Source organism: Dellaglioa sp. CoH-55-MRSF-6 (assembly GCF_056782215.1).
In genome coordinates this window covers 1-26,051 of sequence record NZ_JBXAYJ010000002.1, presented here as the reverse complement: position 1 = coordinate 26,051, position 26,051 = coordinate 1, and the positions used below count along the sequence as shown (strand labels likewise).

Genomic DNA, 26,051 nt, shown 5'->3' with positions numbered 1-26,051 from the left:
CCTTTTTCATTTAAAAGAAATAACGCTGAATATCATTCCATGTGACTAATATCATCAATATCATTAAAAATGCAAATCCAACTAATGTAATAACACCTTCTTTTTCAGGTGAAATTGGTTTGCCACGAATTCCTTCGATAATATTTAGTACTAATTTTCCACCATCTAAAGCTGGAATTGGTAATAAATTCACAATTCCTAAGTTAATTGATAAGAATGCAAGCAATGACACAACACTCGCCAACCCATAACTTGCTGCATTTGAAGTCACTGCATAAATTGCAACCGGACCACCAAAATCATTTAAGCTGACACCTTTAGTAAACATCCCTACTAATACAGCCACAATACTAGCCACGACACTCCATGATTGCGTAAACCCATAAGTAATTTTATTGATAAATGAGTGATCCATTTTAACTGTAATACCAATTTTACCGATCTTTGTTGAGTCTGTTTTACTTGATTCAGGTGTAATAACGATTGATTCTGTTTTACCGTTCCTTATTACTTTTAAGTCAGTTTTTTTATCAGGACGACTGCTAATCGCTGTCGTTAATTCAGTCCAGTTTGTTGTCTTTTTATCAGATACAGCTACAATTTTATCATTTGCTTTTAACCCCGCCCTTTGAGCCGCAGAATTCTCTTGAATTGTACCAATTTGATTCAAATTGGTTGCAACGCCACCTTGCATAAAAGCAAGTAGTATAAATGCAACAATAGCTAATAAAAAGTTATTCATCGGTCCAGCAAAATTCGTTAAAATTCGATTCCAAAGCGTAGCTGATTGAAATTGAACATCTTCAGGAGCGATTTGAATTTCTGTGCCATCTTTTTCAATTATTAACGCATCATGATCAACATTATATTTTTTTACTATCTCTTCATTACCATTTTCATATCCTGTAATCCAGAGTTCTTTTTGCAAATCACTATCTAGGTATTCGATTGGGATACCATTATACAGCGTTGTTTTTTTACTCGTATTAATCTTTGTAACCTTATTATTACTATCCAGTATTAAACTCATAGGCATACCAGGTTTTAAATCTTCATCTTCATCATCAGCGATTCCCGCCATTCTAACATATCCACCAAGAGGTAATATTCTTAAAGTGTACGTTGTACTACCTCTATGGAATGAAAGTATTTTTGGCCCCATACCAATTGAAAATTCACGAACTAAAATTCCAGCACGTTTTGCAAAATAGTAATGACCAAATTCATGAATCACAACTAAAATTCCAAAAACGATAATAAATGTAATAATCGTTTTAATCATGTGAATCCTCCCCCTTTAATTTATTACATTAACCCAAATAAATGCATAATTGGCCATACAAATATTAAACTATCAAATCGATCTAAAATACCACCATGTCCAGGTAGAATACGTCCAGAATCTTTTACACCATAGAAACGTTTAAACGCGGACTCAACTAAATCACCGCATTGTCCAAATACCGAAAGGATTAACGTAATCAAAATCATTATAGGAAAAGAATGATTTTGTGGGAAGAAGTAAATAAAGATACTTCCTAACAGTGTAGCCATTAATGTTCCACCAATTGAACCTTCCCATGTTTTATTTGGACTAATATGTGGTGCTAATTTATTTTTACCAAACTTACGTCCAAACATGTAAGCACCTGTATCTGTTGTCCAGATAACAATTAAAATATATGCTAATGTCATTAATCCGTTAAAATCGTTGCCTCTTGCCGCAATAAAATAATGAAATCCCATCCCGACATATAAAGAACTTAAGACAAAAACACCAGCATCATCAAATGAAAAACGATTTTTTGAAGTAACCATATACATTAATAGAAGTGCAACAAGAAAATAAAATACATTTACAGAAGAAATGTGAGCTGGTAAAAATTTAAACCACTTATCTGGTGCAATCACAGTTATTGTCATTAAGATACCAAAAGTAGCCTCTGGTGATATCAATAATTTTTTCTTCATTACAAATACTTCCGAAATACCAATGCATCCTAAAATTAAAGCAAATATCTGCAATGGTAGTCCACCAATAATAACCAATGGTATGAAAATACAGAGAGCCACAATTGCCGTAATTACGCGCTGTCTCATAAAAATTCTCCTATTCTTTTATACCACCGAAACGGCGGTCTCTTTTTTGATAATTTAGTATTGCATCTTTTAATGCATCTTCAGAAAAATCAGGCCATAATGTATCAGTAAACACTAATTCACTATAAGCAATTTGCCATAATAAGAAATTAGATATTCTTTCTTCACCACTAGTTCTGATTAGTAATTCCGGATCATTATAAGGTGCTAAATTACTAGTCATTAAATACTGGTCAATTGTTTTATCTGTTATCTCTTCAACGCTTAGTTTACCATTAGAGGTATCAGTTGCAATATTTTTGATAGCCGTCACAATCTCTGCTCGCCCACCATAATTTAATGCAAAATTAAGAACCATCCCTGTATTATCTTTAGTATCTTCCACTGCATTTTGAACAGCTAATTTTGTTTCATTTGGAAGCTGATCAATGTAGCCCATAACATTAACTTTTACATTCTTTTCAATTAATTCTGGTACAAACTTATCAAAAAAAGTACCCGGTAAACTCATCAGGTAATTAACTTCTGTTTCGGGCCGTTTCCAATTTTCAGTAGAAAATGCGTAAAGTGTTAAAACTTTAATCCCTAAATCACTTGCAGCCATAGTTACTGTTTTTACAGTATCCATACCGGTTTTATGTCCCGCAATTCTAGGTAAATGCCTTTTTTTTGCCCAACGTCCATTACCATCCATTATAACAGCAACATGTTTAGGAATTCTTTCCATATCCAATTGGATTAATTCATTTGTTTTATTTTTTTTAAAATTAAAAGCCATATTGTACCTCCAAGAATAGTTACATGTTCTATTGTAGCAAAAAAACAGGCACAAAACGACGCCTGTCTTAAAATAAAGCTATTTATTTAAACTGCTAAAATTTCTTTTTCTTTATCTGCTTGAATATTATCAATATTTTTAATTGATGCATTCGTCACATCTTGAGCTTGTTTTTCTAAATCTCGTAAATCATCTTCGGTTAAATCACCATTTTTTTCTGATTTTTTCAAGGCATCAACTGCATCACGTCTGATATTACGAATAATAACTTTAGCATTTTCTGCTTCAGCTTTAACGTCTTTAGCTAATTCCTTACGACGTTCTTCTGTTAATTGAGGAATAACTAATCGAATTGCTGATCCATCATTCGAAGGGCTAATTCCTAAATCAGCAACTAATAAACCATGTTCAATATCCTTCAAAGCACTTTTATCAAATGGCGTAATTAAAAGTACGCGAGCTTCTGGTACTGAAATTTGTGCAACTTGATTAAGTGGCGTTGGTGCACCATAATAATCTACTGTCACATTATTCAATAAACTAGCATTAGCTCGACCAGCCCGAATATTACCAAGATTTTTTTGAAGTGAAACCTCTGCTTTTGACATTTTATCTTGAGCATCAACTAATATAGGTTCTGTTATTTTCATTTATTTTCCCCTAACGGTTGTTCCGATGGTTTCACCGAGAACAACTTTTTTTATATTTCCTGGTTCGTTCAAATTAAATACGACTAACGGAATATCATTATCCATCGATAATGTACTTGCAGTTGTATCCATAACTTGTAAGTTTTTATTAATTATATCTAAATGTGTTAATTCTTCATATTTTGTTGCTGAGTCATCCTTTTGAGGATCAGCAGAATAGACACCATCTACGCCATTTTTTGCCATCAATATAACATCAGCATTAATTTCTGCAGCTCTTAACGCTGAAGTTGTATCTGTTGAGAAATATGGTGAACCCGTACCCGCAGCAAAAATAACAACGCGACCTTTTTCAAGATGACGAACAGCTTTACGGCGAATATAGGGTTCTGCAATTTGGCGCATTTCAATAGCTGTTTGAACTCGAGTTGGGACACCTACAGACTCAAGATTATCTTGCAATGCTAGTGCATTCATAACTGTTCCTAGCATCCCTATATAATCTGCCTGCGCACGTTCCATACCCATTGCGGCTCCAGCTTCACCACGCCACATATTACCACCACCAACAACGATAGCGACTTCAACACCCATTTCTTGAATTTCTTTTAATTCTTCAGCAACTTTTCTAATTACAGGTGGATTAATACCAAATCCTTGTTCTCCGGCTAATGCTTCACCGCTTAACTTCAACATAACGCGTCGATACTTAACATCTGACATCCAATGTTCCTCCTACAATCTATTTACAATTATTTTACCATATTTTAGGTATAATTAATAATTCAATTTATATCAAAATAAATTTATTAAAAAAAGTTTGTGCTTAAAGCACAAACTTTTGGATTGTAGAAAATTATTTAATTTGGCCCATAACTTCGTCTACAAAATTATTTTCTTTCTTTTCAAGACCTTCTCCAACTTCATAACGGATAAATAATTTAACTTTTCCACCCTTAGAAGCAACATACTTAGCAACTGTCATGTCAGGATCTTTAACAAAATCTTGATCATCTAAGCTAATATCAGCTAGATATTTATTTAAACGACCCTCAACCATTTTTTCAATGATATTTGCTGGTTTGCCTTCATTAGCAGCTTCTTTAGAAAGTACTTCTTTTTCATGTGCCAATTCATCAGCAGGTACTTGTTCACGAGATACATACTTAGGATTAATTGCAGCAACATGCATAGCAACATCTTTAGCAGTTGATTCATCAGCATCTGTAACGACAACAAGTGTTGAAATTGAGCCACCCATATGTGAGTATGATCCAAAACTTTCATTATCAGTTTTTTCTACTAATTCAAAACGACGTAATGAAATTTTTTCACCAATTACTTGTGTTGCTTCAATTAAATCATCATTAATTGTGCCACGGTCTGTTTTAATTGTAAGTGCTTCTTCAACATCTTTAGGATGTGCTTCAGCAATTTTAGTAGCAATCAATTTAACAAGTGTTTTGAATTGTTCGTTTTGAGCAACGAAATCAGTTTCTGCGTTAACTTCAACAATAGCTGCAAAGTTACCAGAGAATTGAACATCAGATAGACCTTCAGCAGCAACACGGTCACTTTTTTTAGCAGCCTTTGCCATACCTTTTTCGCGGAGGAAATCGATTGCTTTTTGCATATCACCGTCAACTTCAACGAGTGCTTTTTTTGCGTCCATCATACCGACACCAGTTGTATCACGTAATTCTTTAACTTGAGAAGCAGAAATTTTTGCCATTTGAATGGCCTCCTTGTTTAAATAATTTAATTGATTTTATATCTAAAAAAACTGCCTCAAAAGAAAGGGCCATTACAGTACCTAATTTTGAGACAGCCTAATTTATTTACTATTCAGCAGTTTTTTTATCATTTCCGCCTTCAACAGCTTCAACGATATCTTCGATTGAATCTACTTTTTCGTCAGCCTTTTTGAAAGAAGCTTCATTCACTTCTTCTTTACCTTGATTAGTTTCAATAATAGCATCAGCCATTTTTGCAGTAATCAAACGTACAGCACGAATTGCATCATCATTTGAAGGGATTTTTACATCAATTTCATCTGGATCACTATTTGTATCAACCATAGCGATGATAGGAATATTCAATTTTTGAGCTTCCTTAACAGCGATACGTTCTTTACGAGGATCAACAATGAATAATACATCAGGGATGCGAGGCATATCTTCAATACCACCCAAGAATTTTTCAAGACGATCTCTACGTTTAATTAATAAAGAAACTTCTTTTTTAGGAAGAAGATCAAATGTGCCATCTTCTGACATTTTTTTGATTTCTTTAAGACGTTTGATACGTTTTTGAATTGTGTTCCAGTTAGTTAAAGTTCCACCTAACCAACGATGGTTAACAAAGTATTGTCCAGCACGAGTTGCTTCTTCTTCAATAGCATCTTGTGCTTGTTTCTTTGTACCAACAAAAAGAACAACACCATCATCTTCAGCAGCTTTTTTCATTGATGCATAAGCAGCATCAACTAATTTAACTGTTTTTTGTAAATCAATGATATAAATACCATTTCTTTCAGTAAAGATGTATGGTTTCATCTTTGGGTTCCAGCGACGTGTTTGATGTCCAAAATGAACACCGGCTTCGAGCAATTGTTTCATACTAATAACAGCCATAATGTAGTGCCTCCGAGTAAAAGTTTTATTTTCCTCCCAAGTGTTCAACTGTGCTAAGACTCTCCCGAGCACCCTCAGTCACATCCCACAAGGTGTGAATTGATGTTTTAACATCGTCTTTAAGTATACAAAATCTAAAATTAGAACACAAGTCTTATTTTTAATTATTTAACTTCTGTTTCCACAACGCCTGTTGTTAAAAATTGATAAGCACTATTCAAAGCAATTTCAACCATATTTTTAACTGCAGTTTCAGTATAGAATGCAATATGAGGTGTTAAAATAACATTTACCATATCTAAAAGTTCATTAAATAATGGATCTTCAATAGATGAGTCCGTTAAATCATGATTAAATATTGGATTTTCGAATTCATACGTATCTAAAGCTGCTCCACCAACTTGTCCTGATTTTAATGCGTCAATTAAATCTTCAGTATTAATTAACGTTCCACGGGCTGTATTTACAATCAGAACTCCGTGTTTCATTTTTTCAAATGAATCTCGATTAAGCATGTGTTCATTCTCTTTTGTAGCTGGCGTATGTAATGTAATAACGTCTGCTTGTTCGAACAACTCATCTAATGTATCAACATAAATACCACTCTTTTTTAATTCAGCATTTGGATAGACATCGTATGCAATAACTTTTGCACCGAATCCTTTGTAAATGTCCATTGCAACCCGGCCAATACGTCCAGTTCCAATAACACCCACGGTTAAGCTTCTCAACTCGCGTGAAATATTTGGAGCCCAACGATAGTCTTGATTTTTAATTTTTAAATTAAATTCTGGTGTTCTTCTTAAGAGTTGCATCAATTGTGTCACAGAAAATTCAGCAATCGCGTTAGGTGAATACGCTGGGACATTTGTCACCGTCACACCGTATTTTTTAGCTGCAACTAAATCAATATTATCAACCCCGACATTTCTAACAGAAAGAATCTTAATATTCATCTCTTTCATTTTAGAAAATAATGTTTCGTTATAAGGGATTGTTTGCAATGCAATAATACCATCAAATCCATCCGCTTGCTGTATCGTTTCATTCGTTAATAAATCTTGAGTAATTTCAACATCAACTTGATTGTCATCAGACCATTGATTACCAAATCCAACTTCATCTTTTCTCATACCGAACGCAATTAGTTTCATAATACAAAATCCTCCATTTTCTGACTAATTTTATTTAAATTTAACTTCTTTATCAGAATGTCCTGTTTCTATTAAGTCTTTACTTGCATTCAAAGCATCTATAACCATATTCCTGACAGCAGGCTCTGTATAGAACGCTGTGTGTGGGGTAATTAACACATTCTCACGTTGCAATAAGTTTTTAAAAGTACCATTTACTTGTGATTCTGTTAATTCTTTATTGAAATAATCAGTCTCATTTTCAAGTGTATCTAATGCGGCACCGGCTACTTTCCCTGAATCTAGCGCTCTTATCAGTGCATCGGTGTCAATCAATGTTCCTCTGGCCATATTCAAAATATGCACACCATTTTGCATTTTACTAAATGCTTCGTCATCTAATAAATGATAATTATCTTCAGTAGCAGGGCTATGAATTGTGATAACTGTTGATTTTGCATATAGCTCATCTAATGTATCAACATAGATTCCTTCTTCTTTCAAAGCAGGATTTTGATAAATATCATATCCAATAATTTTTGCACCAAATGCTTTAAAAATTTTAATGGCTGTTTGCCCAATTCTTCCTGTACCAATCACACCAACTGTTTGTGTGCGGATTTCTTTAGAGATATCGGGTTCCCAAGTGAAATCGTTATTCTTCATTTTACGATTAAATTGTGGTGTTTTTCTAAATAACTCCAACAATTTAGCTACAGATAGCTCCGCAACAGCACTTGGAGAATAAGATGGCACATTCGTCACAATCAATCCATACTTATTAACTGCATCCCCATCAACGTTATCCACACCAGTATTACGAATCGATAAATAATTAATATTTAAATCATGAATTTTTTTAATTAATTCAGGTGTATAGTCCTTTTGTTGGTAGGCAACGATAGCGTCATAATTTTCTGCTAATTGAACTGTTTTTTCGTCTAATAATTCATTAACAGTTTTTATTTTAATTTGATTATCTTTTTCCCATTCTTGGACATACAATAATTCATCTTCTCGGATACCATACGCAATGATTTTCATAATGTTATACCTCTTTATTTTAAAATTTATACTTTCATTATATCATTTGAAATCTTTTTATACATTATTTCAGATTTCAACTGATTGCTTTTTTAAATAAGCAATTTTTTTATCTCTTGATTGGTGTTTGAAAGCATATTCTTTCTTTAATGCTTCAGATTTCGTTTCAAATGATTCCTGCAAAATCATTTTCAAAGGCCGTCTACTAGCTAATTTTGTGTACTTTGCACCTTTCCCTGCATTATGCGTTGCAAGTCTTTTTTCGGGATCCGTTGTAAATCCGCCGTATAGTGTATTATCAGCGCACAGTAATACATAGAAATAATATTTTTTTTCATCTTCCATAAACAATCTCCTGAACCATTTGTGTGTACTCATCATCGTTACCATAAACAACAATAGGAGGCATAATCCTAATTCCTGCTGCATTGCCATCCTTAATTGCTTCAATTAGGACCATGTTAGCCTCTTTTCCCTCTTTTGGATGAACAAATTGGATTTTTTTAGGCGCCAACCGATGATTAACCATTTTACTTAGAATTTCAGGCAATCGATCAGGACGGTGTACGAAAAAAGTTTTCCCCTTCATTTTCAATAAACCGCTAGTAATTTCTAGAATACTATCTAAATTAGTTGTAATTTCATGTCGTGCAATTGCTAAATACTTGTTAGGATTCTGAGAAGATTGTGGCGTATTTGGAAAATAAGGTGGATTACACAATACGGTATCAATTGAGTCTTTTTCTAGATAATCAAACGTGTTGATTAAATCTGTTTGCTTAACTTGTACTTGATTTTCCAAGTGATTCAATTCAATACTTCTATTTGCCATATCAGCTAATTTTTCTTGAAGTTCAATCTGATAAATTTGACCCTTTGTTTTTTGACTAACAAATAACCCGACTGCACCATTGCCCGCACATAAATCAACTATTTTAGTTGATTCTTTTCTTGAAACATCTGCAAAATGGGCTAATAAAACAGCATCCAGTGAAAAAGAAAAAACATCTGAACTCTGAATGATTTTAATTTGATTTGAGTATAATTGGTCAATACGTTCATTGTTATTAAGTGAAACCATTTTTCATTACCCATTTTCTATAATTTTTTTTAAACTTGCAACTTTTAATTTAATTAGTCATACTTACCATACAAAGTTTAAAATTTGAAAGGATTGTTGCCACATGTTTTATTCATTTGCACGAGGTATTGTACGAGTACTTTTATTCTTAATCAATGGGAATGCCCACTATATTAATAAAGAAAAACTACCTGAAGGATCGTATATTTTAGTAGGTCCACACCGAACTTGGTTTGACCCCCTTTACTTTGCCTTAGCTGGTAGTCCTAAAAAGTTTTCATTTATGGCAAAAAAAGAACTATTTGTAAATCCAATTTTACGCTATATCTTAATTCATGCCAATGCTTTTCCAGTTGATCGAGAAAATCCAGGTCCATCAACAATTAAAACGCCAGTTAAATTTTTAAAAAAAGGCGAATTATCATTAATTATGTTTCCCTCAGGTACCCGACATTCCGAGGAATTAAAAGGTGGTTCACTCTTAATTGCTCGAATGGCACAGGTACCCCTAGTTCCAGCAGTCTATCAAGGTCCATTAACCTTAAAGCAACTTTTCAGTAGAAAAAGAGTAACCGTTTCATTCGGTGATCCAATCTATTTAGACAAAAAAACAAAATTGACTGATGAGGTCCAAACAGAAATGGACACCCAATTAATGGCTGCATTTCAAAAATTAGATACTGAAATTAATCCCAATTTTAAATATGTTGATCCCCATAAAAGTAAAAATAATAATTAAATTCCAAAAAAAATACTGGTAGGAAATCATATTGATTTTCTACCAGTATTTTTATTTAAAATTAAACTTAATCATCTGATATATTTTGTAAACTATACATGTCAGCGTATTTACCATTTAATTTTAGTAATTCTTCATGTGTTCCTCGTTCAACAATTTGACCCTTATCCAACACTAGAATTTGGTTAGCGTCAACAATAGTTGACAGTCTGTGTGCGATAACAAGCGTCGTTCTATTTTGTCTCATTTGTTTTAACCCATCTTGTATAAGTTGTTCCGTCTCCGTATCAATATTAGCTGTAGCTTCATCCAATATTAAAATTTTGGGATTAGTTACAATCGTTCTCGCAAATGAAATCAATTGCTTTTCACCAGCGGAGTATGTTGCCCCTCGTTCAACAACTTTCGTTTGATACTGCCGAGGTAATTTATCAATAAATTGATCAGCATGAACAAATTTAGCAGCTTTTTCAATTTGTTCATCAGTAATATCTTGATTAAACATTCTAATATTTGAAGCAACATTACCATAAAATAAAAATGAATCTTGTAATACAAGCCCCATTTTTTTACGTAACTCTTCTGTCGAATATTTTTTAATATCTAAACCATCAATTAAAATTTGCCCTTCTTCAAAATCATAAAATCTCATCAAAATATTGATGGTTGAACTTTTACCACTACCCGTGTGTCCAACGAAAGCAAGTGTTTCACCAGGTTGTACCGTAAATGATATATTCTTTAAAACAGCATTCTCATCATCATAAGAAAAAGTAACATTTTTGAATTCAATTTTACCTTCAGTAATTGTGGCTCCTGCCACGGGTGTTTGTTGTGGTTCTATTGTTTGGTCATCAAGAACACTAATGATTCGGCTACCTGCAACGATTCCATCTTGGAAAGTTGTCAAATAATCCATTAAGTTTGTCATGGGATTGAAGAAATTTTGTAAATATGTTAGAAATGCATATACCATTCCTGCTTCAACAAAATGATCTAAACTGCTAATTCCAAATAACCCAAGTGTCATTACTACAGCCAATGCATAAAATAAACTAATAATTGGTGAAAGTAACAATGAATTAGTTCGAATCATTTCAAATCTTTTTTTCAAATAAAGTTCATTAGTGTCCTCAAATTCGCCTTCAATCCGTTTTTCTTGGCGAAATTGTTGAATCACATTTATTCCAACGATAGATTCATTTAATTTAGTATTTAATCGACTCAAATATTCTCTCATTTGTCGATAAACCTTTGAACTAAACCGTTGGTAATACCATGTTGTTATTAGTAAAATTGGTATAAAAATCAACGTTACCAATGCAATCTGTGGCTTGGCAATATACATTGCTACAAAAGCAGAGATAAGTGAAAATACACCAACGATTAATGTCATAAATAGCGTCCAAAAATCTGCTAATGTCATCGTATCATTAGTAACCCTAGAAACAACAGCTCCAGCCGGTGTCTTATCAAAGTAACGCATCCCTAACGTGTGAATTTTTTTAAAAAGAATGACACGTATTTTTTCTAATGTTTTTTCTGCACCCATTGAGTACAAATACATTTGAATGAATTGAGTAATTGCTTTTAAAATTACACCGATAAAGTAAAGACCCGCAAATAAAAACATAATATTTAGTGGTGTTGATTTCGATTGAAGATAGTTATCCATATAATACTGTAAAAGAAGAGGTAGTAATATATTAATTCCACTTAATATGGCCGCAAATAAAATTGCGATTAAAAAATCGGCTTTAAAATCTTTTGTATAGGGCAACAATCTTTTAATAACTGTTCTTTGTTCTTTACCGCTCAGTTCTTTTTGCCAGCTAGATTTAGGCTTTTCACTCATTAATTTCATCTCCCTCTAACTTGCTTTCAAGTTGTTGTTTAGTTGTCATTTGATAGTACCAACCTTTTGATGTCATTAACGTATCATGCTGTCCTCGCTCAATAATTGTTCCACCATCAATTACGATAATTTCATCTGCATCTTTTACACTACTCATACGGCTTGCAGAAATAATAGTTGTTTTATTTTGACGTTTCTCTTTTAATCTAGTTAAAATAATAGATTCCGTTCTGGCATCAACTGCCGAAAGAGCATCATCCAAAATTAATAGCTCTGGATTAATTACAAGGGCACGAGCGATAGCTAAACGTTGCTTTTGGCCACCAGAGAGGGATATTCCTTGTTCTCCAACCTCTGTTTCATATTTTAGTGGTAATTCAGTGATATCACTATCCAAATCAGCATTAAATGCAGCCATTTCAACCTTTTCTTTTGTTAAATTCATATTAGCAAAACGTATATTATTTAAAATAGTTGTTGAAAATAAAAAGCTTTCCTGAGGAACGTAACCAATTGACTTCAGATACGTATCTAAGGCATACTCTTTAATATTTGAATTATTAACTGAAATCATTCCGTTGTATGCATCAAATTCACGAAGTATCAATTTCATAATCGTTGATTTGCCAGCACCCGTTTTTCCAACAATGCCAAGAGTTTGACCAGAACCAATTTCAAATTTAACATTATGCAAGCTTTCCCGATCATCATCTGGATAATTAAAATGCTGGACATCAAATTTAAAAGATCCCACCGGTAATTTATCTAACCCCTTTTCATTATCTACAATGCCACTTTTTTGATTTAATAATATTTGAACACGATCATAACTAGCATTTCCACGTTCAATAACATTAAATAATCGACCAATAGCAAACATCGGCCAAACAAGTAACGCAATATAACTTATAAATGAAATCAGTTGTCCAATTGAAATAACGTTGTTAGCCACATAGTATCCACCTAAAATGATAGTGCAAACATATGACAATCCAATAATTAAACTTGTTATTGGATCAAACAATGCATCCAATAAATTAACTTTTCTATTAATCTTGATAGTTTCTTCAACTTTTCCTTCAAAATCTTCAATATCTTCTTGTTCTTGTCCAAGAGTCTTAATCACTTTAATTCCGCTGACACTCTCTTGCGTTTTATTATTCAACGTTGAAAACGCTGCTTGAGATGTAGAGAAAGCAGTGTGTATTTTAGTTCCTAAATATCTAGCCATAACCGCCAATAAAGGTAACGGAATAATTGCTAAGATTGTTAAACGCCAATCTATTAAAAATATCATTGCAATTATAGTTGTCCCACCCGTGATAATTGAATCAGCAAAAGTTAGTATACCTGCACCAGCAACCTGCTGAATAGCTGTTAAATCATTCGTTGCATGTGCCATCAAATCGCCTGTTCTATTTTGCTGAAAAAAAGATTGATCCATTTGCATAAAATGTTTAAATAATCGAGTACGTAAAATTTTTTCAAGGCGAGCAGCGCTACCCCAAATATTGGTTCTCCAGATATATCTAAACAGATATTGCCCTAATGCAACAAAAACTAAGATACTAATCCAAATTGCTAACTTACTCACTGTTAGTTCATTTTCACTCATACTATCAACGATATTTCCAATAATTTTAGGTGGAATAATTTGGAAGATTGCCACTAAAATCAGAAAGAATACTGCGATTCCATACGATTTTTTTTCTTGTTTAAAAAACCATCCAAGTTTTCTAAATATAGTCATTCTAACTCCTCCTTTTTATAAAAAAAAACAAGCAAAGGAAATCCTTGCCTGTTCATAAAATATTAAATTATTTTTTTTGCGAACTATTTTTTGCTTGTGCATTCATAGATGACATCATCTGATGTAATTTCTTTTCAGAAGGTTTTTGGCCCATTTGGACCATCATCATTCTTAACATATCTTCATTGATTGGTGGGTTCTTTTGTAAATATGTTTCCATATACTTACGAGCACCGAAAAATCCTCCGACAAGTCCAACTGCTAACGCAATAACGGCGATTAAAATCGTCATTCCCATTGACATAATTCAAGACCCCTTTCAATTCACTTCAATCACTAATTCTACACAATTTTCACATAAAAGAAAAGGTAAATCTATTCAAATTGGGAACTATTTTCTTAGTTATCTCGTAAACCTTTATCACGTTGAACTTTTTTTACTTTGTCAGGTGTTACTTCTTTACCTGTTTTATCATAAACCTGCATCATTTCAACTCGACTTCTAAAACTTTCTCTAAATAATGCAAGATACGTTTCACGAAGTTCTTTTCTTTCAGCTTCTTCAGCCTTTGTTAAACCTTCATCAGTTTTACTTTTTGCAGCTAATTCATTTATTCTTGGTGCTAAATCTTCTGGGATCATTTATTATCACTCCTTAAAATTTCACTCATAAGCATACCTGATAATATGATAAAAAACAATTATTCAAATTAACCGAACGTTTGTTTGCAACAACTACTTTCATATGCTACTATTAAAATAATAAATAATGATGATGAGGTGTACTAAATGACAAAAGCATCTGACAGCAAACAACTTGCAGTCTTGCGCTTTATTCATGAACGAGTGGACACGAAGGGTTATCCACCAACTGTTAGAGAAATTGGCGAAGCTGTTTCTCTATCATCTACTTCCACTGTTCATGGACACATTGCTCGACTTGAAAAAAAAGGATTACTAACTAAAGATCCCACCAAACCTAGGGCAATTGAACTTACACCACTTGGATTAGATGCGATTGGCGTTAATAGTCATGAAAATTTAATTCCAATGGTCGGGACCGTTACTGCTGGTGTACCCATTTTGGCTGTTGAACAGGTAACTGATTATTTCCCCCTCCCACCTGACTTTAATTCCTCAGATGATTTATTCATGTTAACAATTCGCGGAGAAAGCATGATTAATATTGGGATATTAAATGAAGATCAAGTTATTGTCAGAAAACAGTCAACTGCTGAAAATGGTGAAATTGTTATTGCAATGAATGAATTTGATGAGGCAACCTGTAAAAGATTTTTCAAAGAAGAAAATCATTTTCGTCTCCAACCCGAAAATGATTCAATGGAACCAATTATTTTAGATTCTGTCTCTATTTTAGGCAAAGTCATTGGACTCTATCGTCATTTTTAATGAACAAAGCAGAAAAAGCTACTAAATTAGTCAGACTAATCTAGTAGCTTTTTCTATTGAATAGAATATTGCCTTTGCATATTTTTGCTGCCTATTAAAATATATTTAGATTTATCATTACTGTAATCTAAATAAATATCTGCTCCATCATTTTTTAAATGATTTTGATACATATTCTCGTATAATTCAATAGAAACTTGAACACGTTCTTCTAAATTAATTTTCGGTAATTGACTCTTGAAATTATCTGTTAATGTACCAGAAAAGAATTCTCCAACTGCCCCTGAACCATAGCTATACATCCCTATTCTATCACCGGCCTCTAAATCATTACTATTTTCAAGTAAAGATATAAAGCTTAAATATAGTGAGCCAGTATATAAATTTCCAACCTGATTATTATACTTTTTAGCTGCCTCAAATTCTCGTTCTAATTCAATTTTTTTGCTATCTGTCGCTTCATTAAGGACTTCTCTTAAACCTTTAACACCAAGTTTTGTATATGGCAAATGATATAAAATAGCCTTAAAATCAGCAACAGTTAATCCTGTTTTATTTTTATACTCATTCCATGTTTGATTAAAAAAATCTAAATATACGTTCTGAGAAGTTTTACCGTCTACAAGTGCTTCGCTGTGATTTAATGGGCGCCAAAAATCCATAACATTTTCCGTTACAAATCCACTATCTGCATCTAATAAAAGTATTTTTGGGTTTTTCGTAATAATCATTGCGACAGCGCCGCCACCTTGTGTAGGTTCACCCGCAGTATTTAGACCATATCTAGCAATATCAGCACCAATGACTAAAACCTGACTATTTGGATTAAGCGACACATGTCCTTTTGCCAATTGAATAGCGGCCGTTGCTCCATAGCAAGCTTGCTTAATTTCGATTGATCTCACGTGTTTTAAGCCTAAAAGACCTGAAACGTAGGCTCCTGCCGACTTTGAATTATCAATACCGGATTCTGTTGCAAAAATAACAAAGTCAATTTTGTCTCTATTTTCGTTATCTATTAATAGATCTGCAGCATTTGCACCCATCGTCACCACGTCCTGTGTCGGCGGTATAACAGCCATTTTTGATTGGCCAATTCCAATTAAATATTTATTAGGATCTACATTTCTGACATTAGCTAATTCTGACATATCAACGTACTGATTCGATGTAAAAAAATTAATTCGATCAATTCCAATTTTCATTAATCTTCCAGCTTCCATTTATTATATTGTTTTTATTGTACTTGATGTCTCATTTGATGGCAAGATTTGGTATCACTGGTTTAAAAAGGTATCATTATTCAGTTTCAAATACTAAACCTAAATACTTTTATTACTACCCTAGAAATATCTTTATCAATAAACTATCACACTCGGCGAACAGATAAAATTTGGCAACGATTACAAGACTCATTGGTCGTATTGCACTTAATTGCACTTAATTGCACTTAATTCCCCTTGAATACTAATTATAGAATCACTTTATGTATTCTCTTGTAATTGTCCAGTTAGACGTATAAAATTTAACCATATATTTATACGAAAAAGGGGATTAATATGATTGCACAAACATTTTATTTAATTGTTTTAATTATTTGGGTGTCTATGATTGGGTTAACTATTTGGGATAAAGGTTTGACTAATTTTTTTAAATATATATTCACCCCTACAAAAATACCAAGACAAAATAGATTTAAACACCCTTTTTTGTCGTTTTTAGTTATTCAAGAAAAAGAACAAAAATTTTATTTTTATGCAGTAAGTTTTTTAATAGGTACAATTTTTGGTCTAATGTTTTTCCCCAGGTTCTTAATTTTAAGACTACTAACATTTAGCATTGCTTCATTACTGTTTTGTTATAGTTTTTTTTCATACCTAAAATTATTCCCTAAAAAAACAAAACTCTGGCAAATTGAATCGTATTTATTATTACTTATTACTACATTCATTTTTTATCTAATTAATTATATGAATTTGATTACACCACTAATGGAAACAACAGTTATTTTTACATTTATATTAGGTATTATTATCATTACCTTTAGTTCATTCTATTTATTAAAATTACTTTCATACATTGTTCAAAATAATTTTGCACATACTGTACAGGTTATTGCTGAATTTGCATTAAATATTTTCTATGAAGGTTTGCTTGTTGGAACTTCTTTAATAGGCGTTTTAGGAGGTGAATCAAAAGTTACCGAATTTGTCTCTAAGTTACCCAGTGTCCATGTTGTTGATCACTTAGTAGCTATTTCATATTATGGCTTGAGTGATTTTTTTGGAGACCCCATAAATTCTATTCAAAATGTTCAGTCATATCCAACAATAATTTTATATATTCATCTGCTAAGCTTATTATTTGGCGCAAGCTACACGTGGATATTTCTTGCTAACTTAATAAGCATTGATAATAATTAAATGAGTTTTGCAATTATATTAAAAAGTTGATATACTAAACAAAGTTATTTTGGAGAGTTGGCAGAGTGGTAATGCACCGGACTCGAAATCCGGCGAACGCTGTAATGGCGCGCGCAGGTTCAAATCCTGTACTCTCCTTTTTATATCATATTAAACCAAAATAAAAAAACACAAACGCCAGTTTAAAGGCATTTGTGTTTTTTATTTTGTATAAAAAGAGACTATAAAGCATTAAAACATCATATGACTTTGCACATATTTCGCACATTTTTATATACCTAACATTAAAAAAGCTTTAAGTGACTTTCTGAATTATAAAAAATCAGTATTATACCTGTATCTTGGACCCAAACTGATGTATATATAATTAATATTTCGCAAACAACCGTCTGTTCTTGGTAAAAGGAAGATAATATTCAAAAGCTCGTAGCTTAATTTAAAAATAAAAAGCTCTAGTATTGGACGAAAATCCAATACTAGAGCCTCATTTTATAAAATTATACAACAATAGCTATCATAAAGCTGTAATCATGAATTTAATAGTTCATTAAACTGAATATATCATAGTCTTTTATTTTTTGACGGCCCTTTAAATCATCTAATTCAATAAAAAAGGCAGTCCCTACAACAATACCACCTAATTGTTCAACTAATTCTATCGTCGCTGCAATCGTACCACCAGTTGCTAATAAATCATCTGTTACTAAAACCCTCTGTCCAGGTTGTACCGCATCCTTATGCATATATAGTGCAGATTCTCCGTACTCCAATGCATACTTGGCCTCAACGGTTTCTCGAGGTAACTTACCTTTTTTTCTAGCTGGTGCAAATCCTACACCTAGATCATAGGCCACTGGACATCCAACAATAAACCCTCTAGCTTCAGGGCCAACAATCATCTCAACATTTTTACTCTTGGCATATTCTACAATTTTATTTGTTGCTTCGCGGTATGCTGCTCCGTCTGCCATTAAGGGTGATATATCTCGAAAAACAACACCTTTTTCTGGGTAATCAGGAATTGCAGCAATATACTTTGTTAAATCTAATACCATTAATAAACGCTCCTTTAATCTTCTGTATTCAATTGTTCAAGTATCCACTTTTTAAGATCATTCTCTTTAGAGTAGACTAACTTATCTTCAGCTAATATTCGATTATTTCTTAGCTTATATTCAGAAGTATTTTTAATGTCCATTTTATTTGTTGTACTTTTTCCAGTCATTAATCCATCTTTTATTTTAACAAATTCCAACTCTAAAAACACCTTAATCATGAATATTAATAAATTTTTCTTTATTTTTAAAAAATCAGATAAGACGATTAGTTGATTATTAATATCAACATCTTTATGACTCATCACAAATTTATATAACTTTGCATACTGTTCTCTGGATGGCATACCATCTAAATAGGCACTGTTAGTCTTTAAAAATACTGCAATTATTTTCTGACTATCCGATAAACGTAATATTGTAGACATTTGTTCCAACGAGCTTGGGCAATCTACAAATATAATTGTTCTTTGATTATCAAAATCTGATACACTTTTTAGTTGATCAGCCTGCTTAAATATCTGTTTGTCTGATGAAAATTGTTTTACTTGGTCATAATTTTTTTTATTCCAGAATATAAACAAGCCTTCATTTTGAAATAAACTTTTATTCACGTGGTCAGTTCTTTCATCAATAATTACAAGCCCTTCAAATTTAATGTCCTGTACCATTAACTGTAAATTTGTTTTATTCATCCATACATTTTTTTCAATTTCACCGATTAATTTGATCTCATCTAAAGTATTCTTGAAATCATCAACATACTTTGCATTTGAAAATGAAATTCCACTAATTTTTTCTTTCTCACCAACAACTTCAAATTTTAAGTGAGTTCCTGTTTTACCAATAGCCTTAACATTTTGTATTGATTTATATTTAATTTCAAAAATCGGTTTTTCATTGTCTGTACCAAATGGTTTTAATTTTTCAATATCCTTATAAAAATCCAAAGTCAATTGATCTACATTTAGCTTTGCTACAACCACTTTGGCTGGCTTAACGTTCAATTGAATTCCTTGAGATACTGCTTCATTTTCCAAGTCTAATCTAAATCTTTCTAAGTTTTGAATGGGAAATGTTAATCCCACGGCCATATGATGTCCACCAAAATGAGATGTTAATTCTCTATGTTCATTAATTGCGTTATACAAATGAAATGTATCAATACTTCGACCGGATCCTTTTAAATAGCCCTTCTCTGTATCTTGGTTTAAAATAATTGTCGGTTTACCAGTTACTTCAACAACACGACTAGCAACGATACCTAATACACCTTCGTGCCAATTTTCACCTGTTATTACCAGTGTTTTCTTGTACTGATTATACTCTGCTGTAGCCTGTTTCAATGCTAGTTCTAATATATCTGCTACAATTTTTTGACGGCGTACATTTTCAGATTGAACAAAGTTTGCTATTTCCTGTGCTCGTTCATCGTCTAGACTAGTTAACAGTTCAACACCAATATTTGCATCACCTAATCGCCCAATTGCATTTAAACGCGGCGCAATACCAAAACCAATATCTTTTTCATCTACTGTTTCCTGTTTTACATTCGCAACTTCCATTAATGCAATCAATCCTGGCCGGAACGTTTGTTGTAAAACCTTCAGACCGAAACTTACAAGTGAACGATTTTCATCTGTCAGTGATACCAAATCTGCTACTGTACCGATTACCACTAAATCTAGTAATTCTTCTGAAATATCACCTGTTAATGCACTCGCAACTTTAAATGCCACACCAGCACCTGAAAGTTCTCCAAACGGATATTTTCCTTCAGGATGTCGAGGATGAATTATTGCATAAGCCTTTGGTAAAACATCTGGTAATTCATGATGATCGGTTACGATAACATCTATACCTTGAGATTGAGCAAATTCTATTGCTTCATTCCCTGATACACCATTATCAACAGTAATAATCAAATTAGTACCATTGTCTATTATTCTTTTATAAGCATCTACATTAGGTCCGTAACCATCTATAAATCGGTTAGGTATATAAGTTTCCACATCTGCGCCCATATCACTAAGTGTCTCAAACATGATTGAGGTACTCGTTAACCCATCAGCATCATAATCACCATAAACCGTTATTTTTTGATTTTTAACTATTGCTTGTTGAATTCGTTCAATTCCTTTACTCATATCATGCATAAGCATTGGATCGTGAATGTTTTCTGCTCCTACATTTAAAAAATCAGTAATAGCTTTTTCAGATGTAAGTCCGCGGCTCCATAGTAAAGATATCAATGAATGATCTAATTGAATATTTTCAAATATTTCATTAGGTATTTTGTCATTACTTAAATCTAAAAACTTCCAACTATACTTTGATTCAATCATGTTAAACCTCTACTTTACTAACGATTTATATTTTCTGATTTTAACGTTTTAATTTCATTTTGTAGTAATTGAACTTCTTTTCTATTCTGAGTTTTTATTTTATCAATTGAATTTTTCAATGATTCATCAAAATTATTTTTATAGTCATCCAATTGTTGATTTAATTCTTTATTTTCTTTTTTTAATTTTAAAGTTGCACTTGTTGTTAACAGACCTATCAGTAGTGCTCCTGCTAAAATTGAAAATAATAAAATAAGAATCATTGGCATTTTAATTTCTGCAAACCAAAAATTAATTGAAACTTCCTTTACATTTAAAATTGAAAAAATTGCTATTACGATAATAAGTAATAACGCTATGATTGTTCGCCATTGTTTTTTCATATTTTCCCCCACTATTTTTTGTTAAATACTGTACCCGCAAGTAAATCTCCCATTTTAGGGAAAATTGTATATCCCAAATATGCCATTTCCATATAATATGGTAAATTAATTTCGCGTTTATTTGTACTTATGTTTCTTGATATAATCTTTGCAACATGCGCAGGATTTAGCATCATTGATCCAATATTTTTTAAATAGTTGCCCTCTTTATCAGCTATTTTGAAGAAATTAGTATCAATTGGTCCAGGATTAACTGTCATAACTTTAATCCCTAGTGGTTTTAATTCTAATCTCAACGCATTAGAATAACCAAGGACACCATATTTCGTTGCTGAATAAATTGCTGATTTCGGTGTTGCAATTTTCCCAGCAATAGATGCAATATTAATAATAACGCCATATTTTCTATCTGCCATATTTAGCGCAACATTTTGAGTCATGTACATTAGCCCCAAGACGTTTACTCTAAACATTTTTTCAGCAACATCCATATCAAAAGATAACACATTCTCCATCAAACCAAACCCTGCATTATTTATAAGTACTTCAATCGGTCCAATTGAAGATTCAATTTTTTTAACCATTTTTTCAATTTGAATTGGATCAGAAACATCACATTCAATCGCATAAGCCAATCGACCAGATAGACGCTGACAAGCATCTTTAACCTCTGTAAGTTTATCCATTTGTCTAGCGCAAATAACAACAATTGCACCTTTTCTAGCAACCTCATATGCCAGTTCCTTACCTAAACCACTTGAACCACCACTAATTAGAACGATTCTATTACGTAAATCTTTTAACTCTTTATATTGACTAATCATTTACTTTTTCCTTTTGAGAAAACGGCACATTAATTACATCAAAATCTCTAACAACCGTTGTATTTTTAAAGATACTTCTTGCCTCACTCTGTAAAGTAATGGCCATTTTACCAACATATCTTGCGGAAATATGTGTCAATAATAACATTTTCACGTTTGATTTTTTAGCGATTTCTGCAGCCTGAGCACTAGTTGTATGATAATAATTCCTTGCCATTTTTGATTCAGCTTTTTCAAATGTACTCTCATGAACCAGAACATTTGCATTTTCAGCTAATGTATAACTATTTTTTGTTTTTCTTGTATCGCCCAAAATTGTGACAATACGCCCTTTTTTAGTTTCTCCCAAAAAATCATTTCCATTTAATTTTGTGCCGTCTTCTAATTGAACTATTTTACCGGCTTTTAATTCTCCATAAATTGGACCAGACGGAATATTTAATTCTTTAAGTTTATCTATTTGTAATTCGCCTGCATAATCATGTTCCACAATTCGATAACCCACGCTTATAATACGATGATCTAAGTAATCAAAATATACTTTAAAAGTGCTATCTTCAAATATTAATCCAGGTTTATCAAGTTCTACAAATTTAATTGTATATGACAACTTCGTTTCAGAAACTTGTAAACTGGTCTTCACAAAATTTTGAATTCCTTTAGGACCAAAAATAGTTAAAGGTCCATTACCTCCTTGAAATGATCGGCTACTCAAAAGACCTGGCAACCCAAAAATATGATCTCCGTGTAAATGTGTAATGAATATTTTTTCGATTTTCCGAGGTTTTATTGTCGTTTGTAAAATTTGATGTTGTGTTGCTTCACCTACATCAAACAACCAAACACTATTACGTTCATCTAGTAGTTTTAGTGCAATACTGGTTACATTTCTATTTTTTGCAGGTGCTCCTGCTCCTGTACCTAAAAATTCTAATTCCATATTATTAACCTATCCTTACTTATTCATTTGATTTCATTGGTAATGTAACTTCAAAAACGACACCCTTCGGTATCTTATTTCTAACTTCAATTTTACCTTTATGCTCTTCAACGATCCATTTCGCAATTGACAAGCCTAACCCATTACCACCTGTTTTACGATTTCTTGATTTTTCTTCTCTATAAAAGCGTTGGAAGATTATTTTTTTATGTGTATCACTAATATTTTCTCCATCATTAATGACTTGTATCACTAGTTGCTTAGCCGACTCAATAACGATAAACGAAATTTCATTACCCGCTACTGTGTATTTCAATGCATTATCAAGTAAAATGACAATTAATTGATGTATACGGTCTTCGTCTAATTGAATGTACTTACTTGCAATATTTATTTGAAAATAAAATTGTTTATTTTGACTAAGCGCAATATCTGCATAAGGATGAATAATATTCTCAAAGTATTCCTTAGCAAGGACTTTCTTAAAGTTAAACACATTAGCATTAGAATCTGAATTAGCTAACAATAATAGATCTTTTGTTAGATTATTTAATCGTCTAATCTCACTTAATGAAGTTGCAATTGACTCGCTTTCATCGATAATATTTGCATTAGGTTTTGTTAACAAATACTCTAATTTATTTTGTACTATCGTCAATGGTGTTCTAAGCTCATGGGCTGCATTATCGATAAATTCTCTTTGCTTATTCCATGCACTAATCGTTGGTTTAATACTAATAGATGATAAAATAACACTTAAGGCAATCGACAACATTCCAAAAATAAGCAGAGATACAAGTAAAATATTCCTAAAACTAATCAATGAGTTTTGATTAATCTCAATATTTTCAATAATTTGAATATATCGTGCTTTATGCCATTTTTTAACAGCTGAGTCTGGAATTTCCATTAAGTATGACCTAAACGTAGGTCCGTTTTTTTGTTTAATTGTTTTAAATTTGTTTAAATCAGATTTTTTAAATGGTATCTTATTAAAAACGGGGTATCTGGTACCCATTGCATCTTTATTAATTATTTCTCCATTTTGTGACCATAAGATTTGATAGACTTTAAAGTCAGGTGCTTGCTTCAAAAGTGGACTATCATCGATTCTATTTATGGAGACATAATTAGAATCTTTTATTCGTCTAATTTGTTTTTTCATTGATATATCTACATTAACTGTTAAGGTGTCATTAAATGAACTATATACAATTAAACCAAGTGTTACAAAAATAATACTGAAGCTTAAAAGATACATAAAAAATAATTTTATACGCGTATCTCTATTTGCCTTATTTTTCATCAGGTTCAACCAGATAACCAACGTTTCTAATTGTTCGAATCATTTTTTCATGACCAATCTTTTTTAATTTTTTTCTCAGATTACTCATATAAACTTCTACAACCGTAATGCTAGTATCGGACGTAAATCCCCAAACACGGTCAAATATTTGTTCTTTCGTTAAAATAGTATTCTTATTTTCCAGTAAGTATGTTAAAAATTCATACTCTTTACCCTGTAAATTGATAGATTGGCTGCCAGAAATAATTGTTCTGTTATCAGATAAAATCATATCTTGATATTTTAATTCACTATCTATTTCAAATTTCATTGTTCTTTTCAGAAGAGCCTTTATTCTCATTTGTAATTCGTTTAAATTGAATGGCTTAGCTAAATAATCATCCGCCCCTAAATTAAATCCGGTAATTTTATCGTCAACACTATCTTTTGCTGATAAGATTAGCACTGCCGTGTCAATTTTCTTTTCTCGAATTTTTTTTAATACATCAAATCCCGATATTGTAGGAAGCATTAAATCTAAAATAATAATATCATATATATTTTGTGAAGCTTTAAAAAAGCCTTCCTCGCCATCGAACGCTTGCTCTAACGTCATAATTTTTGCTGTTGCTTCAACAATATTATCAGAAATAATTGTATCATCTTCAATAATTAATCCTCTTGGCATTTTTTTTCCTCATTCCTTTCATTTTCATTAAAAAAAATGCATAATAATTATATCTTCTACTAAAGGATGGTTAAATATTATGCGAATGATCGATTTAGAATTAGCCACTATTGATTTAAATAAAAATTTTAATTTATATTACACTACTAATAATCTATTTTACCCTATTTCTAAGGTAATTAGTACATCAGAATATTTTATTTTAATTGTTACTCCCTCTGATAAACCCTTGTTACTTCAAGATTTACTTCACGTATCTGAGTTGAAATCACGTCATAATAAGCTGTTTATCCAAACTATTGATAAAAATTTACATTTAATTTTAGGTTATAAAATAGATCATAATAAACTATTTTTAGCTTAAAACTTAAAATAGATCTGTCTTCATTCTACTCTGATGCTATTATATATATCGCATGGAGTATTAATAAAAAATGCTAACTGCTGTTATACAGTTAGCATTAGTGACATTTGTTAATAGATAAAGTTATTCTACATAATTATCCTGTCTTTATAGTATATCTAAAAAATGGAGGTAAAACAAATGAATATTCTATCTACAACAGTAAGTATCGTTGCCCTATTAATTTCACTGTATACCCTGTACATCGTCCTAAAAAGTAATAGATAAATTAAACGCTAATTTTTAACACAATACATTATTCATACAACTACTGGATTAAGTCATCAATTGTCCTATCTTATTCAAAAAAGGACAATATTAGTTTGTTGAAACAAATTTAAAAAACATTATAGAACATAGCTATTTTAAGGGTGTACACTTTCTGGTGTTGGTGAAATAAAATTCATCAACACCAGTTTTTTATTCTGAAAACAAAAAAAGAGGCCACCATGACCTGTACTAGGCCCTGTCAAGTTGACGGATGAAATAATATAAAATTTAATATGTTTCTAAATGGCTTTATCCCAGTATT

General features: G+C 32.0%; 27 protein-coding genes and 1 tRNA gene. 5 read left to right on the top strand and 23 right to left on the bottom strand.

The annotated features are described in order from the left end of the window. Window positions 1-10: 10 nt before the first annotated feature. The 11 genes from rseP to AC1RPK_RS01910 all read right to left on the bottom strand — a co-directional run bounded on the left by rseP (window position 11) and on the right by AC1RPK_RS01910 (window position 9,419). Complete coding sequence (rseP, locus tag AC1RPK_RS01960) at window positions 11-1,282, bottom strand: RIP metalloprotease RseP (protein ID WP_481761384.1); 1,272 nt, start codon at window positions 1,280-1,282, stop codon at window positions 11-13. A 23-nt stretch (window positions 1,283-1,305) separates the two neighbouring features. Next, window positions 1,306-2,100 carry a phosphatidate cytidylyltransferase gene (locus AC1RPK_RS01955; RefSeq protein ID WP_409022448.1) on the bottom strand — a complete coding sequence of 265 codons (795 nt, stop codon included), beginning with the start codon at window positions 2,098-2,100 and terminating at the stop codon, window positions 1,306-1,308. A 10-nt stretch (window positions 2,101-2,110) separates the two neighbouring features. After that, on the bottom strand, window positions 2,111-2,878 hold the full coding sequence (locus AC1RPK_RS01950; RefSeq protein WP_481761385.1) for an isoprenyl transferase: 768 nt from the start codon (window positions 2,876-2,878) through the stop codon (window positions 2,111-2,113). 86 nt (window positions 2,879-2,964) lie between these two features. Next, the gene (gene frr, locus AC1RPK_RS01945) at window positions 2,965-3,528 is read right to left on the bottom strand and encodes a ribosome recycling factor (protein ID WP_409022446.1); all 564 of its coding nucleotides are present in this window, start codon (window positions 3,526-3,528) and stop codon (window positions 2,965-2,967) included. Next, window positions 3,529-4,251: a UMP kinase gene (pyrH, locus tag AC1RPK_RS01940; protein WP_481761386.1), complete on the bottom strand. Its 723-nt coding sequence runs from the start codon at window positions 4,249-4,251 to the stop codon at window positions 3,529-3,531. It lies immediately after the preceding gene. Between the two features lie 133 nt (window positions 4,252-4,384). Next, window positions 4,385-5,260 (bottom strand): translation elongation factor Ts, encoded by an 876-nt coding sequence (gene tsf / locus AC1RPK_RS01935; RefSeq protein ID WP_481761387.1) that lies wholly within the window; start codon window positions 5,258-5,260, stop codon window positions 4,385-4,387. A gap of 109 nt (window positions 5,261-5,369) precedes the next feature. Continuing rightward, window positions 5,370-6,161 (bottom strand): 30S ribosomal protein S2, encoded by a 792-nt coding sequence (gene rpsB / locus AC1RPK_RS01930; RefSeq protein WP_409022443.1) that lies wholly within the window; start codon window positions 6,159-6,161, stop codon window positions 5,370-5,372. A gap of 164 nt (window positions 6,162-6,325) precedes the next feature. Continuing rightward, window positions 6,326-7,315, bottom strand: a complete 990-nt coding sequence (locus AC1RPK_RS01925) for a D-2-hydroxyacid dehydrogenase (RefSeq protein WP_481761388.1) — start codon at window positions 7,313-7,315, stop codon at window positions 6,326-6,328. Between the two features lie 30 nt (window positions 7,316-7,345). Continuing rightward, window positions 7,346-8,338, bottom strand: a complete 993-nt coding sequence (locus AC1RPK_RS01920) for a D-2-hydroxyacid dehydrogenase (protein ID WP_481761389.1) — start codon at window positions 8,336-8,338, stop codon at window positions 7,346-7,348. Between the two features lie 69 nt (window positions 8,339-8,407). Then, on the bottom strand, window positions 8,408-8,683 hold the full coding sequence (locus AC1RPK_RS01915) for a GIY-YIG nuclease family protein (RefSeq protein WP_409022440.1): 276 nt from the start codon (window positions 8,681-8,683) through the stop codon (window positions 8,408-8,410). Continuing rightward, complete coding sequence (locus AC1RPK_RS01910) at window positions 8,673-9,419, bottom strand: tRNA1(Val) (adenine(37)-N6)-methyltransferase (protein ID WP_409022439.1); 747 nt, start codon at window positions 9,417-9,419, stop codon at window positions 8,673-8,675. Before AC1RPK_RS01910 ends, AC1RPK_RS01915 begins: the two co-directional genes overlap by 11 nt. A 103-nt stretch (window positions 9,420-9,522) precedes the next feature. Between AC1RPK_RS01910 and AC1RPK_RS01905 the strand changes: the two genes are divergently transcribed. Next, window positions 9,523-10,158: a lysophospholipid acyltransferase family protein gene (locus AC1RPK_RS01905; RefSeq protein WP_409022438.1), complete on the top strand. Its 636-nt coding sequence runs from the start codon at window positions 9,523-9,525 to the stop codon at window positions 10,156-10,158. A 67-nt stretch (window positions 10,159-10,225) separates the two neighbouring features. Here the strand turns inward: AC1RPK_RS01905 and AC1RPK_RS01900 are convergent, their stop codons facing one another. The 4 genes from AC1RPK_RS01900 to AC1RPK_RS01885 form a co-directional block, all read right to left on the bottom strand. Further along, entirely contained in the window at window positions 10,226-12,013 is a 1,788-nt protein-coding gene (locus AC1RPK_RS01900; protein WP_481761390.1) for an ABC transporter ATP-binding protein, read from the bottom strand. Next, window positions 12,006-13,763 carry an ABC transporter ATP-binding protein gene (locus tag AC1RPK_RS01895; protein WP_481761391.1) on the bottom strand — a complete coding sequence of 586 codons (1,758 nt, stop codon included), beginning with the start codon at window positions 13,761-13,763 and terminating at the stop codon, window positions 12,006-12,008. The genes AC1RPK_RS01900 and AC1RPK_RS01895 overlap by 8 nt, the downstream gene beginning before the upstream one ends. Window positions 13,764-13,830: 67 nt before the next feature. After that, a complete protein-coding gene (locus tag AC1RPK_RS01890) occupies window positions 13,831-14,067 on the bottom strand; it encodes a YneF family protein (protein ID WP_112249992.1) in 237 nt (78 codons plus the stop codon). Window positions 14,068-14,162: 95 nt separating this feature from the next. Next, window positions 14,163-14,405 carry a DUF896 domain-containing protein gene (locus tag AC1RPK_RS01885; protein ID WP_409022435.1) on the bottom strand — a complete coding sequence of 81 codons (243 nt, stop codon included), beginning with the start codon at window positions 14,403-14,405 and terminating at the stop codon, window positions 14,163-14,165. A gap of 147 nt (window positions 14,406-14,552) precedes the next feature. Here AC1RPK_RS01885 and lexA point away from each other — a divergent pair, with 147 nt between their 5' ends. Then, the gene (lexA, locus tag AC1RPK_RS01880; RefSeq protein WP_409022434.1) at window positions 14,553-15,173 is read left to right on the top strand and encodes a transcriptional repressor LexA; all 621 of its coding nucleotides are present in this window, start codon (window positions 14,553-14,555) and stop codon (window positions 15,171-15,173) included. A gap of 53 nt (window positions 15,174-15,226) precedes the next feature. Here lexA and AC1RPK_RS01875 read toward each other — a convergent pair whose 3' ends face one another. Further along, window positions 15,227-16,378, bottom strand: coding sequence for a hydroxymethylglutaryl-CoA synthase (locus tag AC1RPK_RS01875; protein ID WP_481761392.1), 1,152 nt, complete (start codon window positions 16,376-16,378; stop codon window positions 15,227-15,229). A gap of 354 nt (window positions 16,379-16,732) precedes the next feature. Here AC1RPK_RS01875 and AC1RPK_RS01870 point away from each other — a divergent pair, with 354 nt between their 5' ends. Next, window positions 16,733-17,596 carry a hypothetical protein gene (locus AC1RPK_RS01870; protein WP_481761393.1) on the top strand — a complete coding sequence of 288 codons (864 nt, stop codon included), beginning with the start codon at window positions 16,733-16,735 and terminating at the stop codon, window positions 17,594-17,596. A 51-nt stretch (window positions 17,597-17,647) separates the two neighbouring features. Then, window positions 17,648-17,734: transfer RNA gene (locus AC1RPK_RS01865), tRNA-Ser, on the top strand. Between the two features lie 398 nt (window positions 17,735-18,132). On the opposite strand, the gene AC1RPK_RS01860 is transcribed toward AC1RPK_RS01865, so the two are convergent. The 7 genes from AC1RPK_RS01860 to AC1RPK_RS01830 form a co-directional block, all read right to left on the bottom strand. Then, entirely contained in the window at window positions 18,133-18,651 is a 519-nt protein-coding gene (locus AC1RPK_RS01860) for an adenine phosphoribosyltransferase (RefSeq protein ID WP_481761394.1), read from the bottom strand. 14 nt (window positions 18,652-18,665) lie between these two features. Beyond that, window positions 18,666-20,996 carry a single-stranded-DNA-specific exonuclease RecJ gene (gene recJ / locus AC1RPK_RS01855; RefSeq protein ID WP_481761395.1) on the bottom strand — a complete coding sequence of 777 codons (2,331 nt, stop codon included), beginning with the start codon at window positions 20,994-20,996 and terminating at the stop codon, window positions 18,666-18,668. A 17-nt stretch (window positions 20,997-21,013) separates the two neighbouring features. Next, window positions 21,014-21,379 (bottom strand): lipopolysaccharide assembly protein LapA domain-containing protein, encoded by a 366-nt coding sequence (locus AC1RPK_RS01850; protein ID WP_481761396.1) that lies wholly within the window; start codon window positions 21,377-21,379, stop codon window positions 21,014-21,016. Between the two features lie 11 nt (window positions 21,380-21,390). Continuing rightward, window positions 21,391-22,200 (bottom strand): SDR family NAD(P)-dependent oxidoreductase, encoded by an 810-nt coding sequence (locus tag AC1RPK_RS01845; protein WP_409022789.1) that lies wholly within the window; start codon window positions 22,198-22,200, stop codon window positions 21,391-21,393. Continuing rightward, window positions 22,196-23,143 carry a ribonuclease Z gene (gene rnz, locus AC1RPK_RS01840; RefSeq protein ID WP_481761397.1) on the bottom strand — a complete coding sequence of 316 codons (948 nt, stop codon included), beginning with the start codon at window positions 23,141-23,143 and terminating at the stop codon, window positions 22,196-22,198. Before rnz ends, AC1RPK_RS01845 begins: the two co-directional genes overlap by 5 nt. A 19-nt stretch (window positions 23,144-23,162) precedes the next feature. After that, window positions 23,163-24,308, bottom strand: a complete 1,146-nt coding sequence (locus tag AC1RPK_RS01835) for a sensor histidine kinase (protein WP_481761398.1) — start codon at window positions 24,306-24,308, stop codon at window positions 23,163-23,165. Window positions 24,309-24,438: 130 nt separating this feature from the next. After that, entirely contained in the window at window positions 24,439-25,116 is a 678-nt protein-coding gene (locus tag AC1RPK_RS01830) for a response regulator transcription factor (protein WP_409022427.1), read from the bottom strand. A gap of 85 nt (window positions 25,117-25,201) precedes the next feature. On the opposite strand from AC1RPK_RS01830, the gene AC1RPK_RS01825 reads away from it, so the two are divergent. Beyond that, window positions 25,202-25,480, top strand: a complete 279-nt coding sequence (locus AC1RPK_RS01825) for a hypothetical protein (protein WP_481761399.1) — start codon at window positions 25,202-25,204, stop codon at window positions 25,478-25,480. Window positions 25,481-26,051: the final 571 nt, after the last annotated feature.